Origin of the sequence: Streptomyces corynorhini (genome assembly GCF_003346515.1) — a bacterium.
In the GTDB taxonomy this organism is placed as follows: Bacteria; Actinomycetota; Actinomycetes; order Streptomycetales; family Streptomycetaceae; genus Streptomyces; species Streptomyces corynorhini.
Genome location: NZ_QQNA01000032.1, coordinates 1 through 15332, shown reverse-complemented (window position 1 = coordinate 15332; position 15332 = coordinate 1). Strand labels below are relative to the sequence as shown.

The window sequence follows — 15332 nt, the reverse complement described above, 5'->3', positions numbered from 1 at the left end:
CCGGACCACCCCGCCCCGGACCGGGCCGGGCCGGAGGCGGATCCGGCCGCATACCCGAACAGGGGCCCCTGATCCCCGTCGACGTCCTACGCGCCCACGGCGTCCCGCACGAATCGCCGCAGCCGCGTACGCACGGCGTCGGGCTGCTCCAGCCATGGCTCGTGTCCCGCGCCCTCGATCCGGGTCAGCGGAACACCGAGCCGGGCCGCGAGCGCGTCGAGCGCCGACATCGGACGGGGATCGTCGGCCCCGCCGAGCAGCCCCGTCCGCGCGGGCAGGAGTGCGCGCAGCTCGGCGAGGTGCGCGTCGAGCGGATCCGCGCGTCCTTCCGCGCCGAGGTCGCTGTTCATGGACCAGTTGACCGGCCGCCGCCGCCGGGCGCTCCAGGCTGCCCGCTGCCGGCCGCGTTCGGGATCGGAGTGGTCGGTGAACCAGGCCAACGTGAGCAGTTCGACTTCCTGCTCCTCCGTGCGACGGGGCATCTCCTTCAGCGCGCGGAGCCGTGCGCGCTGCGCCGCGGACATGCGGAGATCCCGCTCGGCCCGGTACCCGGTATGCCAGTCGCCGACGAACGGCCCGCACATCAGCAGCATCGCGGCGACCCGCCCGGAGTGGCGCAGGCAGAACCGGCTCGCCAGGTCGGTGCCGTAGGAATGCCCGATGAGCACGGCCTCGGGTACGTCCCAGGCATTGAGCAGCTCGGTGAGATCGCCGACATGCCGGGCGAGGGAGTGGGCGCCCCGCCACGGGGAGCGACCCGTGCCGCGCTGGTCGTACCGGTACACCGGCGCGAGATCCGCGATCATGTGGGCGACTTCGCCCAGATAGTCCGGCAGCCCCGGACCGCCGTGCAGCAGGACCACGGCAGGCCGTCGTGCCGTGTCGCCCAGGGCCACCCAGCGCAGTCGCGCCCCGTCGGTCATCGACACGAGGCCCCGCGTCTCCCGCATGGTCATCCCGGAGAACCTACCGGTGTCCCGGAAGCCCCGCTCGGGGTTGACCAACAAGTGGTGTGCGCGTCGTCGGCTCTGGTACGCCTCCGCCGCACGGCGTCCGCCCTCGGCGGGGCCGTACCGTGCGCGTGCCGGAGCGCGCGAAAGCCCGGCTCGCGGGAGCCGGGCTTTCGCAGGGGCGAGCTTGGTTCCCCCGGATGAGGCTTTTGCCCCGATGGCCGCGAGCCTCGCGCCAACGCGCCCGACGGCGCCGCCCTCTCCTCCGACGGAGCCGCGGTCCGGCGGATAGCCACCTGTGTCGTCCCCCGTACCGGGGCGGCGACCAGCTGGTCCTCCCGAGCCGACTCGTGGTGTCCGGCATCGTGGTCGTGCTTCGTGGGCGGCTTCAGCTGTCCGCTGCGCGGTGCCCGCGAACGCGCGGGCAGTCCCGACCACCGCACCATGAGCGAGCACTGCGGCGTCTCGTACGCGCAGCTGTCCAAGGCGGCCGGCGGGGAACGGGTGCCCAGCTGGCGCGTCACGGAGGCGTATCTCGTCAGCCTCAACGACCTCAGGGCCACCGGGGTGGCGGAGGATCTGGACGAGTGGTTCGACCGCTGGCGCAAGGCCGGTGAGCGGGAGGCCGGTGAGCGGGAGGGCGGTGAGCTGACCGCCCGCCGCGCCGCCGCCGCGCTCGCCACGCCCGGCCGCACGAACCGACCGCCTGGTGGAACATCAAGATCACCGAGCTTCTCGTGGACACCTCCACCCCCGACGCCGGAGTCCGCCGCGTGGAGAAGGAGCTGAACTGCGGCAGCGACCGGGCCTTCGCGCGGCTGGCCGAGACCGTCCAGCACCTCAAGTCCGCCCCGCCCGGCATCCCCGAGCAGAGCCCGGCCTGGTTGCAGGCGGCCGTTGAGGGAGATCCGGGCGGACCGGAACTCGACTGGCTGCTGCGTACCCCGCAGGTGTCCGTCCGGCGTGCCGGGCAGGACGACGCGTCGCTCCACTGAGGGGAGTCCGGGCGTCGACTTCGCGTCGATGCGAGTGGCGGGGTGGACGTAGTAGGACGTCCAACTATATCTTCGGGGCAAGGTCCGCGGTGCAGGGAAGCCGGTGTGAATCCGGCACGGTCCCGCCACTGTGACCGGGGAGTGTGCTGCCATCCACACGCCACTGGCGAGGTCTGCCGGGAAGGCGGGCGGCACGCGGTGATCCGGGAGTCAGGATACCGGCCGCGGAACGTTCCGTGTTGTCCACGAGGATGGAGCAGACACGCATGGCACCGGTCCGTACCCATGACCCTGGTGATCAGGCGGAGCGCAGGCGTTCCTTCGATCCTGTGTAGGCCCGCGGCGGCCCGACGCCCGACGGCCCGACGGCCCCTCGTGGATCGCTGTCCCGCGGCGCTCGCCCCTGCCGCGCACCCGTCGGTGCGCACGGGCGCGGCCGAGCCGTGCCATCCCCCGGATCTCACCTGACGAGAGCAGGCATCCATGGTCCGTGAACTCACCCATTTCATCGGCGGCAAACACACCACCGGCGGCTCCGGCCTCTTCGGCGACGTGTACGACCCCAACACCGGTACGGTCCAGGCCCGGGTGCCGCTGGCCGGCCGCGCCGACACCGAGGCGGCGATCACCGACGCGGCCGCCGCGCAGCGCGACTGGGGGCAGTGGAACCCGCAGCGGCGCGCGCGGATCCTGCTGCGCTTCCTCCAACTCGTCGACGCGGAGCGCGACTCCCTGGCGCGACTGCTGTCCGCCGAGCACGGCAAGACCGTGGCGGACGCGCACGGCGACCTCCAGCGCGGCCTGGAGGTCGTCGAGTTCGCCGCGGGCATTCCGCATCTGCTGAAGGGGGAGTTCAGCGACAACGCCGGACCGGGCATCGACGTGCACTCCCTGCGCTCCCCGCTCGGGGTCGTCGCCGGGATCACGCCGTTCAACTTCCCGGCGATGATCCCCCTGTGGCAGGCGGCCCCCGCGCTCGCCTGCGGCAACGCCTTCGTCCTGAAGCCGTCCGAGCGCGACCCGTCCGTGCCGCTGCGGCTCGCCGAACTCTTCGTCGAGGCGGGGCTGCCGCCCGGCGTCCTCAATGTGGTCAACGGCGGCAAGGAGGCCGTCGACACCCTGCTGGAGGACCCCAGGGTCCAGGCCCTCGGCTTCGTCGGCTCCACCAGGGTCGCCGCCCACGTCTACGCGACGGCCGCCGCCCACGGCAAGCGCGCCCAGTGCTTCGGCGGCGCGAAGAACCACCTGATCGTGATGCCGGACGCCGACCTCGACCAGGCCGTCGACGCCCTCGTCGGGGCCGGATACGGGTCCGCGGGCGAGCGCTGCATGGCCGTCTCCGTGGCGGTGCCCGTCGGCGAGGAGACCGCGGACGCGCTCGTCGCGGCACTCACGGAACGTGTCAACGCGCTCCGGATCGGCCGCTCCGACGACCCGGAGGCCGACTTCGGCCCGCTGGTGAGCCGCGACGCGCTCGACCGGGTGCGACGGTATGTGGACATAGGAGTCAACGAGGGCGCCGAACTCGTCGTGGACGGACGGGACTTCACCCTGCCCGGCCACGAGAACGGGTTCTTCGCCGGGGCGTCCCTCTTCGACCGGGTCGGCCCCCGGATGCGGATCTACCGCGAGGAGATCTTCGGCCCCGTACTGTGCGTCGCGCGGGCGGCCGACTACGAGGAGGCGCTGCGGCTGCCCAGCGAGCATCCGTACGGCAACGGTGTCGCGATCTTCACCAGGGACGGTGACACCGCGCGCGACTTCACGCGCCGGGTCCACACCGGCATGGTCGGCGTCAACGTGCCGATCCCGGTACCCGTCGCGTACCACACCTTCGGCGGCTGGAAGCGCTCCGGCTTCGGCGACCTGAACCAGCACGGTCCCGACTCCGTGCGCTTCTGCACCCGCACCAAGACCGTCACCTCGCGCTGGCCCTCGGGCGCCAGGGAAGGCGCGAGCTTCACCCTGCCCACCATGGGATGAGCGCCATGACCACCTCCCTCACCGAGGACCAGCAGGCCCTCGTCGAAACCACCCTGGACTTCGCACAGGACCACCTGGCCCCGCACGCCCTCCAGTGGGACCAGGACAAACACTTCCCGCTCGACGTATTGCGCAAGGCCGCCGGAGTCGGCCTCGGCGGTGTGTACGTACGGGAGGAGGCGGGCGGCAGCGGTCTCGGCCGCGCCGACGGGGTCCTCGTCTTCGAGGCGCTGGCCTCCGGCTGCCCCTCCATCGCGGGCTACCTCTCCATCCACAACATGGTCGCCTGGATGATCGACCGGTACGGCGACCCGGCGCAGCGCGCCCGGTGGCTGCCAGGACTGTGCGCCATGGACGACCTCGGCAGCTACTGCCTGACCGAACCCGGAGCCGGATCGGACGCCGCGGCCCTGACCACCCGCGCGGAACGCGACGGTGAGCACTACGTCCTGACCGGTGTGAAGCAGTTCATCTCCGGTGCGGGCGCCGCCCGGCTGTACCTCGTCATGGCGCGTACGGGCGAGGACGGCGCGTCCGGGATCTCCGCCTTCGTGGTCGACCGGGACGACGTCGGGCTGTCCTTCGGGCCGAACGAGCAGAAGATGGGGTGGAACGCCCAGCCGACCCGCCAGGTCGTCCTCGACGGCGTCCGTGTGCCCGCCGACCGGCTCCTCGGCCGCGCGGGCGACGGCTTCCGCATCGCCATGAGCGGGCTGAACGGCGGGCGGCTCGGCATCGCCGCCTGCTCCCTCGGCGGCGCGCGCACCGCCCTCAACCGGAGTCTGGCCTACCTCGCCGACCGGGAGGCGTTCGGCGCCCGGTTGCTGGACTCGCCCGCGCTGCAGTTCCGGCTCGCCGACATGGCGACCGAACTCGCCGCCGCCCGCGCCCTGGTGCGGCAGGCGGCGCAGGCACTGGACCGCGGCGACCCGCAGTCCCCGCAGCTGTGCGCGATGGCCAAACGCTTCGCCACCGACACCGGCTACTCCGTCGCCGACCGGGCGCTGCAACTGCACGGCGGATACGGCTATCTGAGCGAGTACGGCGTCGAGAAGATCGTCCGCGACCTCCGTGTCCACCAGATCCTGGAAGGAACCAACGAGATCATGCGCGTCATCGTGGCCCGCGGTCTGACGGCGGCGCTCACATGACCGCCGCCGAGGAACCCGTCCGGGTATGGACCGAGGGCCGTGCGGCCCGGCTCACCCTCAACCGGCCGCACGCGCTCAACGCCCTCACGCACACCATGGTGCGCCGCGTCGACGCGGCGCTGACCGCCTGGGAACACGATCCGGCCGTGCGGACGGTGATCATCACGGGGGCGGGCGCGCGCGGCCTGTGCGCGGGCGGCGACCTCCGCCCCATCTACGAGGACGCGCGGACCGGCGGCACGGACTCCGCCGGCTTCTGGCGGGACGAGTACCGGCTCAACGCCCGCATCGCCCGCTACCCGAAGCCGTACGTCGCCGTGATGGACGGAATCGTGAGGGGCGGCGGTGTCGGGATCTCCGCCCACGGCAGCGTACGCGTCGTCACCGAGCACTCCCGGATCGCGATGCCGGAGACCGGCATCGGCTTCGTACCGGACGTCGGCGGCACCTACCTGCTCGCCCTCGCCCCGGGCGAACTCGGCACCCACCTGGCGCTGACCGGCGCCCGGATCGGCGCGGGCGACGCACTGCTGTGCGGCCTCGCCGACCACTTCGTCCCCTCCGCCGACCTGCCCCGGCTGCTGGCCGACCTCGCCACCCGGCCGGTCCGGGACGCGCTCGGGCCGTACGTGAGCCAGCCCCCGCCGGGAGAACTGGCCGGGGCCCGGAGCTGGATCGACGCCTGCTACGGCGCCGACACGGTGGAGCGGATCGTCGCCCGGCTGCGCGGCCACGGGACGGGCGCCGCCGACGCCGCCGCCGACACCCTCGTCACGAAGTCGCCCACCGCCTCGAAGGTCGCACTGGCCGCGCTGCGCCGCGCCCGGCGGCTCGGTCCGCTGGAGCGCGTCCTCGAACAGGAGTACCGGATCTCCTGCGCCGCGCTCGCCTCGCCCGATCTGGCCGAGGGGATCCGGGCCCAGGTCATCGACAAGGACCGCGGCCCGCACTGGACCCCGGCCACCTTGTCGGAGGTCACCGACGCGGACGTGGCCCGCTACTTCGTCCCGCCCGCCGGCGGCGAACTCCGCCTGGCCACAACCTCACAGGAGATGCCGTGGTGAACAGCGCACGCACGATCGGCTTCATCGGCCTGGGCCACATGGGCGGCCCGATGGCCGCCAACCTGGTCGAGGCGGGCCACCGGGTCCTCGGCCACGATCTGGTGCCCGAACTGCTCGCCGCCGCCGTCGGCACCGGCGTGACGGCGGCCGGATCATCGGCTCGGGCCGCCGCGGCGGCGGACGTGGTGATCACCATGCTGCCCGCCGGACGGCACGTCCTGGGCCTCTACCGGGAGGAGGGGCTGCTGGCCGCCGCCCGGCCCGGCACCCTGTTCATCGACTGCTCGACCATCGACGTCGCCGACGCGCGCAGCGGCCACGAGGCCGCCACCGCCGCCGGGATGCGGGCCCTGGACGCCCCGGTCTCCGGTGGAGTCGTCGGCGCCGAGGCAGGCACGCTCACCTTCATGGCGGGCGGTGGAGACACCGAGTTCGCCGAGGCCGAGGCGCTTCTGACGGTGCTGGGCAAGAAGGTGGTGCACTGCGGCGGTTCCGGTGCCGGGCAGGCGGCCAAGATCTGCAACAACATGATCCTCGGGGTCTCGATGATCGCGGTGAGCGAGGCATTCGTCCTGGGGGAGAGCCTGGGCCTGTCCCACCAGGCGCTCTTCGACGTCGCCTCCACCGCGTCGGGACAGTGCTGGGCCCTGAGTGTCAACTGCCCGGTGCCCGGCCCGGTCCCCGCCAGCCCCGCCAACCGCGACTACCGGCCCGGATTCGCCGCGCCGCTGATGGCCAAGGACCTGGGCCTGGCCGCCAACGCGGCCAGAGCGGGCGGCGTCCGGGCCGAACTCGGTCTACGCGCAGCCGAGTTGTACGCTGCCTACGCCGAAGGAGCCGGAACGGACCAGGACTTCTCGGGGATCATCGACACCGTCCGCGACAGCGGCGTACGGGACCGGGCGACCCCACCGGACGCGCCGAGGACGGCACCGGACAATCGGCCCACGACGGCCTGACCGGTCCGCCGGGCACCGGCTCAGACCAAGGTCGTGGTGTCGACCACGAACCGGTACCGCACGTCCGAGGCCAGGACCCGCTCGTACGCCTCGTTGATCCGCTCCGCCGGAATGACCTCGATCTCGGCGCCGAGGGCGTGCTCGGCGCAGAAGTCCAGCATCTCCTGCGTCTCACGGATGCCGCCGATCAGCGAACCGGCGACCGACCTGCCCCGTGTGAGCAGGGAGAACACGTTCAGCGACAGCGGCTCGGCCGGGGCGCCGACATTGACCATGGTGCCGCCCACCGCCAGCAGCGACAGGTAGGCGTCCAGGTCGAGCCGGGCGCTGACCGTGTTGACGACGAGGTCGAAGGCGCCGGCCAGCTGCTCGAAGGTGGCCGGGTCGCTGGTCGCGTGGTAATGGTCGGCGCCCAGCCGCAGCCCGTCCTCCCTCTTCTTCAGCGACTGCGACAACACGGTGACCTCGGCGCCCATCGCGTGTGCGAGCTTGACGGCCATGTGGCCCAGTCCGCCGAGGCCGACGACCGCGATCCTCGTGCCGGGACCGGCGCCCCAGCGGCGCAGGGGCGAGTACGTGGTGATGCCCGCGCACAGCAGCGGCGCGGCCTCGTCGAGACCGATGCCCTCGGGGATCGTGACGACGAAGTCCTCGGTCACCACCACATGGGTGGAGTAGCCGCCCTGCGTGCGGGTGCCGTCGGCGTCGACCGAGCCGTAGGTGAGGACGCCTCCGGCCAGGCAGTACTGCTCCTCGCCCCGGCGGCAGGGCTCGCAGGCTCCGCAGGAGCCGACCAGACAGCCCACCCCGACCCGGTCGCCGACGGCGTGCTTCGTGACGTCGGGACCGACCTGGGTGACGATGCCCGCGATCTCGTGGCCCGGCACGACGGGGTAGACGGACGGGCCCCACTCACCGCGGGCGTGGTGGATGTCGGAGTGGCAGATCCCGGCGTACCTGATCTCGATGAGAACGTCCCGAGGCCCGACGTCACGGCGCTCGACGGTCGTCGGGGTGAGCGGTTCGGCCGCGGAGGTCGCGGCGTAGGCGTTGACGGTGAACATGATGCGCTGGTGCTCCGATTCTGCGTGTGTGTCGTGGTGACCCCGGGACCGCGCCGCCCTGACGTCGGTGTCTCCGCGCGGTGTCGTGCGGATCGCTCCTCGGCCGGGCGCGGTACGGGGTGCGCGGCCCAAGGCGGGCCCGCGGCCCGCGACGGGCTGTCCGGCCGCCGCCCCGGGGACGTCCTCCAGCCTCCCCGCCGTCGGCGCCCGGTGGCAGACCGCGCTGTACGGGGGAGCCCCGTTCGGGGGTGTGGCAGGGCCCCCCACCCGGCTGCGGGGCCGGCCGCGGTGGCGTCACACTGGAGTCATGACGACTGAGCAGCGCAACGGCACCGAGCTGGGCCGCTTCCTGCGCGCCCGCCGGGCCCGGGTGACCCCCGAGGAGGCCGGTCTGACGGCCGGCGTCGGCCTGCGCCGTACGCCGGGTCTGCGCCGGGAGGAGCTGGCCACCCTGGCCGGGATCAGCATGGACTACTACACGCGGCTGGAGCGCGGCCGGGAGACCCGTCCCAGCCCCTCGGTCGTCGACGCCCTGGCCAGGGCCCTGCGGCTGGAGGAGGTCGAGCACGAGCACCTGCGCAGCCTCGCCGCCCGCGCCGCCAGGACCGCGCCCGAGCCGCCGGCCGCGCCCAGCCGGACCGTACGGCCCGGGACCCGGCTGCTGCTGGAGAGCCTGCGGCCCCATCCGGCGTATGTGGTCAGCCGTACCGGCGACCTGCTCGCCTGGAATCCGGGCGGGCTGCGGCTGTTCGCCGGGATGGCGGACTGGCCCGACCGGCAGCGCAACATCGCGCGCTACGTCTTCCTGCACCCCGCCGCCCGCGAGGTGTTCGACGACTGGGAGGGGCAACTGCGCGGATGCGTGGGCCAGTTGCGCGCACTGGCCGGAACCGACCCCGACGCCCCCGACCTCGCCCGGCTCGTGGGGGAACTGCTCCTCAAGAGCCCGGAGTTCGTCGGCCTCTGGGAGCGCTACGACATCCGGGGCCGCACCCACGGCCGCAAGAGCTTCCACCACCCCGACATCGGTGACCTCACGCTCGGCTACCAGTCGATGCACCTGGACGGCACCCCCGCGCACCGTATGGTCGCCTACTACGCCGAACCCGGAACCCCGGAGTACGACGCGCTGGTCCTGCTCGACATGACCGCGCACGAGCAGCCCTCGGCGCCGGGCCCCGACGAGGAGCCGCGCGCCGGAGAGCGGCAGTCCGGCGGGCGGCACACCACCGGAGAACCGGGCGGGTGACGCGACCCGTTCACCGGCGGCGTCTTTCCAGGTGGGCGAAGTCGGTACCCGGTCAGGGTCCTTGACATTCCGCGGACCGGCTCGCAGCATGCACGCAAGCCGCGTGGGGTCACGGCCGGGCCCGTCCGCCGCCACAGGTCCGCGCCCCGGACGACCGGCCCAGGCCCGGCCTCCCTCGCACTCGTCACGCACCGAAGGAGCCCGTGCCATGGTGATCACGCGTGAGCTGCTGATCGGCGGCGAGGAAGTGCCCGCCCTCTCCGGACGCACCACCGAGGACACGAACCCCTTCACCGGCGAGGTGTACGCCACCGTCGCCGCCGCAGGTCCCGCGGACATCACCCGGGCGGTGGACGCCGCCGAGGCGGCCTTCGCGCGGTGGGCGGCGCTCGCGCCCTTCGCCCGGCGTGCCGTCTTCCTCAAGGCGGCCGACCTCCTCGACGCCAGGAGGGAGCGGGCCGCGGAGCTGATGGCGTGCGAGGCGGGCGCCTCCCGGGGATGGGCGTACTTCAACGTGGCGCTCGCCGCGAACATACTGCGCGAGTCGGCCGCCGCGATCACCGCGCCACGCGGCGAGGTGCTGAGCGCGCAGGAGGAGGGGGCCCTCGGCCTCGCGCTACGCGAACCCGTGGGCGTCGTCGCCGCGTTCGCCCCCTGGAACGCGCCGCTCATCCTCGGCGTACGGGCCGTCGCCGCGCCGCTGGCCGCCGGTAACACCGTCGTCGTCAAGCCCAGCGAGGACGCGCCCGTCGCGTGCGGTCTCTTCGTTGCCGACGTCCTGCGCGAGGCCGGACTGCCCGACGGCGTGCTGAACGTCGTCACCAACGCCCGCGAGGACGCCGCGGGGACGGCCGACGCGTTGATCTCCGACTCCCGCGTCCGCGCCGTCAACTTCACCGGCTCCACCGAGGTGGGGCGGATCATCGGAGCCCTGGCCGCCGGTCACCTCAAGCCCGCCGTACTGGAACTGGGCGGGAAGAACGCGCTGATCGTGCTCGCGGACGCCGATCTCGACCACGCCGTCGACGCCGCCGCCTTCGGTGTGTTCCAGAACTCCGGACAGATCTGCATGTCCGGCGACCGCGTCCTCGTCCACGACTCCCTCGCGGCGGAGTTCACCCGCAGGTTCACCGCCAAGGTCGCCGCGCTCCCGGCGGGCGACCCCGCCGACCCGTCCACCGTGATCGGCCCGCTGGTCAGCGCCCGTGCCGTCGCGCGCGTGGCCGCGCTCGTCGAGGACGCGGTGGCCAAGGGCGCCACGGCCCTGACCGGCGGTGGCCGACCGGCGGGCGCCGTGTACCCGGCCACCGTGCTCACGGGCGTACCGAAGGACGCGGAGCTGCACCACGCGGAGGCGTTCGGCCCGGTCTGCGTGCTCGACACCTTCACCGACGACGACACCGCCGTAGCCCTCGCCAACGACACCGAGTCCGGTCTGACCTGCGGGATCATCACCGAGAACGCCACCCGCGGACTCGCCGTCGCACGCCGCGTCCGTACCGGCATCGTGCACATCAACGACCAGTCCGTCGCCGACGAGCCCCAGGCGCCCTTCGGCGGCGTCGGGGCGTCGGGCTACGGCCGCTTCGGCGGACGCTGGGGCATCGAGGCGTTCTCCCACACCCGCTGGGTGACCATCGCCACCCAGCGGGCCCACTACCCGTTCTGAGCCTGCGGCCCGACAGCGCGCGTACGCGGCGGCTGTCGGGCCGCGCGAGGCTCAGCCGGCGAGCAGCTTCTGGTAGCCGGCCAGCCGCACGCAGACGGTCAGTCCGAGCATCGCCTGTTCCAGCTCCGGCAGGCTCGGGTAGCTGGGCGCGATACGGATGGTGGCGTCGCGCGGGTCGTCACCGTACGGGTGGGTGGCGCCCGCGGGGGTCAGGACGACGCCCGCCTCGGCGGCATGGCGTACGACCGCCCCGGCGCAGCCGTCGGGCACGGTCAGGGTGACGAAGTAGCCGCCCTCGGGGGAGGTCCAGGTGGCCAGGCCGGTGGTGCCCAGCTCACGGTCCAGGATCCGCTGGACGGCGGCGAACTTGGGCCGCAGCAGGGCACGTTGGCGCTCCATGTGCGTACGCACCCCGTCCGCGTCGCGCAGGAAGAGCAGGTGACGCAGCTGGTTGATCTTGTCGGGACCGATCGAGCGCTTGGAGTTGTTGGCCGTCAGCCAGTCCACATTGGCCCGCGACGCGCCGAAGAAGCCGACGCCCGCGCCCGCGAGGGTGATCTTCGAGGTGGAGCCGAAGACGAACGCCCGGTCCGGGTGGCCGCTCGCCGCGCAGGCCGCGAGCAGGTCGGCGATCTCGACGGGCGCGTCGGTGAGGTGGTGCGCGGCGTAGGCGTTGTCCCAGAAGATCCTGAAGTCACCGGCCGCCGTCTCCATCCGGGCGAGCCGAGCCACCGTGTCGTCGCTGTAGCTGACGCCGTCCGGGTTGCTGTACTTCGGGACGCACCAGATGCCCCTGACGGCCGGGTCCTCGGCGACGAGCCGCTCCACGACGTCCATGTCCGGGCCCGCCGGGGTCATCGGGACCGGGATCATCTCGATCCCGAACCGCTCACAGAGCGCGAAGTGCCGGTCGTAGCCGGGCACCGGGCACAGGAACGCGATCCGGTCCTCGTCGGCCCAGCGGGACCCGGCGCCGGGCAGCACGCTCAGGAGCGCGTGCACCAGACAGTCGTGCATCAGCTCCAGGCTGGAGTTCCCGGCCGCGAGCAACTGCCCTGCGGGCACCTGGAGCACCTCGGCGAAGATCTCGCGAAGCTCCGGCAGCCCGTGGAGGCCACCGTAGTTGCGCAGATCCACACCGTCGGTGACCGCGGGATGCCGGCCGGGCAGGCTGAGCAGCTCCTCGGAGAGGTCGAGCTGCTCGGGCGCCGGCTTGCCCCGCGTGAGGTCGAGCTTCAGCCCGCGCGCCGCCAGCGCCTCGTACTCCCGCCTGGCACGGTCGAGGAGCCCGGTCGAAGACTCCGGGCTCGCGGCGGGGCTCGGTTCGCTGCTCATGGTGGTTCCTCTCGCGGTGCGGTGCGGTGCTGTGCTGTGCTGTGTGGCGGGGAGGGGCGGGGGCCCGACGAGGATACAAAGCGGTACGGGGCGGCGTAGGGCCGCTCCGTACGGTGAGACGGGGCGGGCCGCCATGGCGCGGTGACCCGCACTCCCCGAACGCGATGACCGGCCCCCCCCGAACGGGGACGCGTGGCCGAACGGATCCCCGGGCCGCACCATGGGAGACATGACGACCACACTGATCACAGGAGCGAACAAGGGACTCGGTTTCGAGACCGCCCGCCGACTCATCGCCGCAGGTCACACCGTGTACGCGGGGAGCCGGGACCCGGAGCGCGGGCGCCGCGCCGCCGAACGGCTGGGGGCGCGGCCACCGAGCTGACCGCCGACGCGCTGCGCCCGCTGTTCGAGACCAACGTGTTCGGCACGGTGCGGGTCACCCACGCCTTCCTGCCCCTGCTGGAACGGTCCGCCGCCCCCGTGGTCGTCAACGTGAGCAGCGGTCTGGGCTCGATGGCCAGGATGACCGCACCCGGCAGCCCCGCGTACGTCTACCCGGGGGTCGGCTACCCGGCGTCCAAGGCGGCGGTGAACATGATCACCGTGCAGTACGCGAAGGCGTTCCCTGGGATGCGGATCAACGCGGTGGAGCCCGGCTTCACCGCGACCGATCTGAACGGCCGCACGGGTACCCAGACCGTCGAACAGGGCGCCGAGATCATCGTCCGGATGGCCCAGGTGGACCCGGCCGGTCCCACGGGCGGCTACTTCGACGCGGCGGGCCCGATTCCCTGGTGAGGGCGGGGGCACGGCGGACGACGCCCGGCACGGTCAAGGGACCGTACCGGGCGTCCTGACGTCGGCGTGGCAGTCCGGCCCGACGGGTGGGATTTGTGCCGTAACAGCCCTGGTTGATGACCCGTCAGCACATCACTCCGCAAGAGGTGCCGCGCAGCTTTTCTCCGTCCGGGCCGAACAAGTCGGCTCCGACGTACGTATGGGACGGGCAAGCAAGCAGCAACGGGCGCGATGACGGATGAAGGACGGACGAGATGACCGCTAACACCAGAAGCGAGCGGACGCGGCGGGCCCGGGGGAGCATCGCGATGCTCGCCTGTGGCGCGCTGGCCGCAGGAGGGCTCACGGCTGTCGGTGTGGCCGCGCTGGCGCCGGGTACGGCCACTGCCTCCAGCCACCGCGAGGCACCGCTGATCTCGGGACAACCCCAGTACGACAACACCGACGTGTACGCGTTCGTCAGCCCCGAAGACCCCAACTCGACCACTCTGATCGCGAATTGGCTGCCCTTCCAGGAGCCGGCGGGCGGCCCGAACTTCTACCCCTTCGCCACGGACGCCCGCTACGACATCCACGTCGACAACAACGGTGACGCCAAGGACGACCTGGTCTACCGGTTCACGTTCAAGGACCACCGCAAGAACGAGGACACCTTCCTCTACAACACCGGCGCGGTGAAGAGTCTCGACGACCCGAACCTCAACTTCACCCAGACGTACGACATCCAGCTGCTGCGCCTCGAACACGGCAAGGTCGTCTCCGAGCACGACCTCGCGAAGGGGCTGCCCGTCGCCCCCTCGAACGTCGGCAAGGCGTCCATGCCCCACTACCAGACCCTGCGCGACCAGGCCGTGAGCGAGGTCGACGGCGGGCTCAAGGCGTTCGCCGGACAGGCCGACGACCCGTTCTTCCTCGATCTGCGGGTCTTCGACCTGCTCTACGGCGGCGACCTGTCGGAGGTCGGCAACGACACCCTCAAGGGCTACAACGTCAACACGATCGCCCTCCAGGTCCCCAGCTCCTACCTCCGCGAGTCCGACAAGCAGCCGATCGTCGGCATCTACTCGACCACCTCCCGCAAGAACGCCTACGGCGACTGGACACAGGTGTCGCGCCTCGGGATGCCGCTGGTCAACGAGGTCGTCAACCCCCTCAAGGACAAGGACAAGTTCAACGCGTCCTCGCCGGAGAACGACGCCGACTTCCTGAAGAACGTCACCGAGCCCGAGCTGCCGAAGCTCATCGAGGCGATCTACAAGATCAAGGCCCCGGCAGAGCCGCGCGACGACCTGGTCTCGGTCTTCCTCACCGGTGTCAAGGACCTCAACCAGCCCCCGAACGTGACCCCTTCGGAGATGCTGCGCCTCAACACCTCCATCGAACCGGTCGCGAAGCCCAAGCGGCTCGGTGTGCTCGACGGTGACAACGCGGGCTTCCCGAACGGCCGCCGGCTCACCGACGACGTGGTGGACATCGCACTGCAGGTCGTCGAGGGCGCGCTGCTGGGCGAGAAGGTGGACCTGAGCGACGGCGTCGACGCCAACGACCAGAAGTTCGAGAAGAAGTTCCCCTACGTCGCCCTGCCCACCGCGGGCTCCGACGTCAGGGCGAGCGACGTGTCCACCAAGGCGGACACCTCGGGCCTCGCGAGCGGCATGACCTCGTTCGCGGCGTCCTGGAACAACGACACACTGATGCTGGTCTCGGCGGCCTCGGGCGCCGCGGTGGCGCTGCTGGTCGGCGGCGGCATGGTGTGGCTGCGCTCGCGCCGCCGCTCGGCCGCCGGGTCCTGGATGAGCTGACGCGGACCACGGCCGTACGGCACTCCACCCGGATCCACGCTTCTCTCCCCCCACGGCGGATCCGCCCTGGCAGCGCCCCCCAGAGACACCACGGCGCTGCCGGGGCACCGTCCCCCCCCCCCCCCCCCCCCCCCCCCCCCCCCCCCCCCCCCCCCCCCCCCCCCCCCCCCCCCCCCCCCCCCCCCCCCCCCCCCCCCCCCCCCCCCCCCCCCCCCCCCCCCCCCCCCCCCCCCCCCCCCCCCCCCCCCCCCCCCCCCCCCCCCCCCCCCCCCCCCCCCCCCCCCCCCCCCCCCCCCCCCCCCCCCCCCCC

12 protein-coding genes, 1 pseudogene and 1 riboswitch are annotated in these 15332 nt (G+C 72.7%); of the genes and pseudogenes, 10 read left to right on the top strand and 3 right to left on the bottom strand.

Annotated features, from left to right (window positions below):
• Positions 1-86: 86 nt before the first annotated feature.
• On the bottom strand, positions 87-956 hold the full coding sequence (locus DVH02_RS05800) for an alpha/beta fold hydrolase (protein ID WP_233518054.1): 870 nt from the start codon (positions 954-956) through the stop codon (positions 87-89).
• Between the two features lie 438 nt (positions 957-1394).
• Between DVH02_RS05800 and DVH02_RS05795 the strand changes: the two genes are divergently transcribed.
• The 6 genes from DVH02_RS05795 to mmsB all read left to right on the top strand — a co-directional run bounded on the left by DVH02_RS05795 (position 1395) and on the right by mmsB (position 7102).
• Entirely contained in the window at positions 1395-1739 is a 345-nt protein-coding gene (locus tag DVH02_RS05795; protein ID WP_233518053.1) for a hypothetical protein, read from the top strand.
• On the top strand, positions 1724-1945 hold the full coding sequence (locus DVH02_RS05790; RefSeq protein WP_114622598.1) for a hypothetical protein: 222 nt from the start codon (positions 1724-1726) through the stop codon (positions 1943-1945). The genes DVH02_RS05795 and DVH02_RS05790 overlap by 16 nt, the downstream gene beginning before the upstream one ends.
• A gap of 70 nt (positions 1946-2015) precedes the next feature.
• A riboswitch (cobalamin riboswitch) is annotated at positions 2016-2186 on the top strand.
• A 242-nt stretch (positions 2187-2428) separates the two neighbouring features.
• The gene (locus DVH02_RS05785) at positions 2429-3928 is read left to right on the top strand and encodes a CoA-acylating methylmalonate-semialdehyde dehydrogenase (protein ID WP_114622597.1); all 1500 of its coding nucleotides are present in this window, start codon (positions 2429-2431) and stop codon (positions 3926-3928) included.
• Positions 3929-3933: 5 nt separating this feature from the next.
• Complete coding sequence (locus DVH02_RS05780) at positions 3934-5079, top strand: acyl-CoA dehydrogenase family protein (RefSeq protein ID WP_114622601.1); 1146 nt, start codon at positions 3934-3936, stop codon at positions 5077-5079.
• Positions 5076-6143 (top strand): enoyl-CoA hydratase/isomerase family protein, encoded by a 1068-nt coding sequence (locus DVH02_RS05775; protein ID WP_114622596.1) that lies wholly within the window; start codon positions 5076-5078, stop codon positions 6141-6143. Before DVH02_RS05780 ends, DVH02_RS05775 begins: the two co-directional genes overlap by 4 nt.
• Complete coding sequence (gene mmsB, locus DVH02_RS05770) at positions 6137-7102, top strand: 3-hydroxyisobutyrate dehydrogenase (RefSeq protein ID WP_407697593.1); 966 nt, start codon at positions 6137-6139, stop codon at positions 7100-7102. Before DVH02_RS05775 ends, mmsB begins: the two co-directional genes overlap by 7 nt.
• 20 nt (positions 7103-7122) lie before the next feature.
• Here the strand turns inward: mmsB and DVH02_RS05765 are convergent, their stop codons facing one another.
• Positions 7123-8166 (bottom strand): NAD(P)-dependent alcohol dehydrogenase, encoded by a 1044-nt coding sequence (locus DVH02_RS05765; protein WP_114622595.1) that lies wholly within the window; start codon positions 8164-8166, stop codon positions 7123-7125.
• A gap of 307 nt (positions 8167-8473) precedes the next feature.
• Between DVH02_RS05765 and DVH02_RS05760 the strand changes: the two genes are divergently transcribed.
• Both DVH02_RS05760 and DVH02_RS05755 read left to right on the top strand, forming a co-directional pair.
• Positions 8474-9415: a helix-turn-helix transcriptional regulator gene (locus DVH02_RS05760; RefSeq protein WP_114622594.1), complete on the top strand. Its 942-nt coding sequence runs from the start codon at positions 8474-8476 to the stop codon at positions 9413-9415.
• A 208-nt stretch (positions 9416-9623) separates the two neighbouring features.
• The gene (locus DVH02_RS05755; protein ID WP_114622593.1) at positions 9624-11084 is read left to right on the top strand and encodes an aldehyde dehydrogenase family protein; all 1461 of its coding nucleotides are present in this window, start codon (positions 9624-9626) and stop codon (positions 11082-11084) included.
• 51 nt (positions 11085-11135) lie between these two features.
• Here the strand turns inward: DVH02_RS05755 and DVH02_RS05750 are convergent, their stop codons facing one another.
• Complete coding sequence (locus tag DVH02_RS05750) at positions 11136-12419, bottom strand: aminotransferase class I/II-fold pyridoxal phosphate-dependent enzyme (RefSeq protein WP_114622592.1); 1284 nt, start codon at positions 12417-12419, stop codon at positions 11136-11138.
• Between the two features lie 229 nt (positions 12420-12648).
• Here DVH02_RS05750 and DVH02_RS05745 point away from each other — a divergent pair.
• Positions 12649-13220: pseudogene (locus DVH02_RS05745) on the top strand (SDR family NAD(P)-dependent oxidoreductase).
• Positions 13221-13474: 254 nt separating this feature from the next.
• The gene (locus tag DVH02_RS05740) at positions 13475-15022 is read left to right on the top strand and encodes a DUF4331 domain-containing protein (protein ID WP_114622591.1); all 1548 of its coding nucleotides are present in this window, start codon (positions 13475-13477) and stop codon (positions 15020-15022) included.
• Positions 15023-15332: the final 310 nt, after the last annotated feature.

What these genes read in the sequence shown, in the direction of transcription:
- DVH02_RS05800 (WP_233518054.1), bottom strand. Translation starts at nt 956, where the DNA reads ATGACCATGCGGGAGACGCGGGGCCTCGTGTCGATGACCGACGGGGCG.
- DVH02_RS05795 (WP_233518053.1), top strand. Translation starts at nt 1,395, where the DNA reads ATGAGCGAGCACTGCGGCGTCTCGTACGCGCAGCTGTCCAAGGCGGCC.
- DVH02_RS05785 (WP_114622597.1), top strand. Translation starts at nt 2,429, where the DNA reads ATGGTCCGTGAACTCACCCATTTCATCGGCGGCAAACACACCACCGGC.
- DVH02_RS05780 (WP_114622601.1), top strand. Translation starts at nt 3,934, where the DNA reads ATGACCACCTCCCTCACCGAGGACCAGCAGGCCCTCGTCGAAACCACC.
- DVH02_RS05775 (WP_114622596.1), top strand. Translation starts at nt 5,076, where the DNA reads ATGACCGCCGCCGAGGAACCCGTCCGGGTATGGACCGAGGGCCGTGCG.
- DVH02_RS05765 (WP_114622595.1), bottom strand. Translation starts at nt 8,166, where the DNA reads ATGTTCACCGTCAACGCCTACGCCGCGACCTCCGCGGCCGAACCGCTC.
- DVH02_RS05760 (WP_114622594.1), top strand. Translation starts at nt 8,474, where the DNA reads ATGACGACTGAGCAGCGCAACGGCACCGAGCTGGGCCGCTTCCTGCGC.
- DVH02_RS05755 (WP_114622593.1), top strand. Translation starts at nt 9,624, where the DNA reads ATGGTGATCACGCGTGAGCTGCTGATCGGCGGCGAGGAAGTGCCCGCC.
- DVH02_RS05750 (WP_114622592.1), bottom strand. Translation starts at nt 12,419, where the DNA reads ATGAGCAGCGAACCGAGCCCCGCCGCGAGCCCGGAGTCTTCGACCGGG.
- DVH02_RS05740 (WP_114622591.1), top strand. Translation starts at nt 13,475, where the DNA reads ATGACCGCTAACACCAGAAGCGAGCGGACGCGGCGGGCCCGGGGGAGC.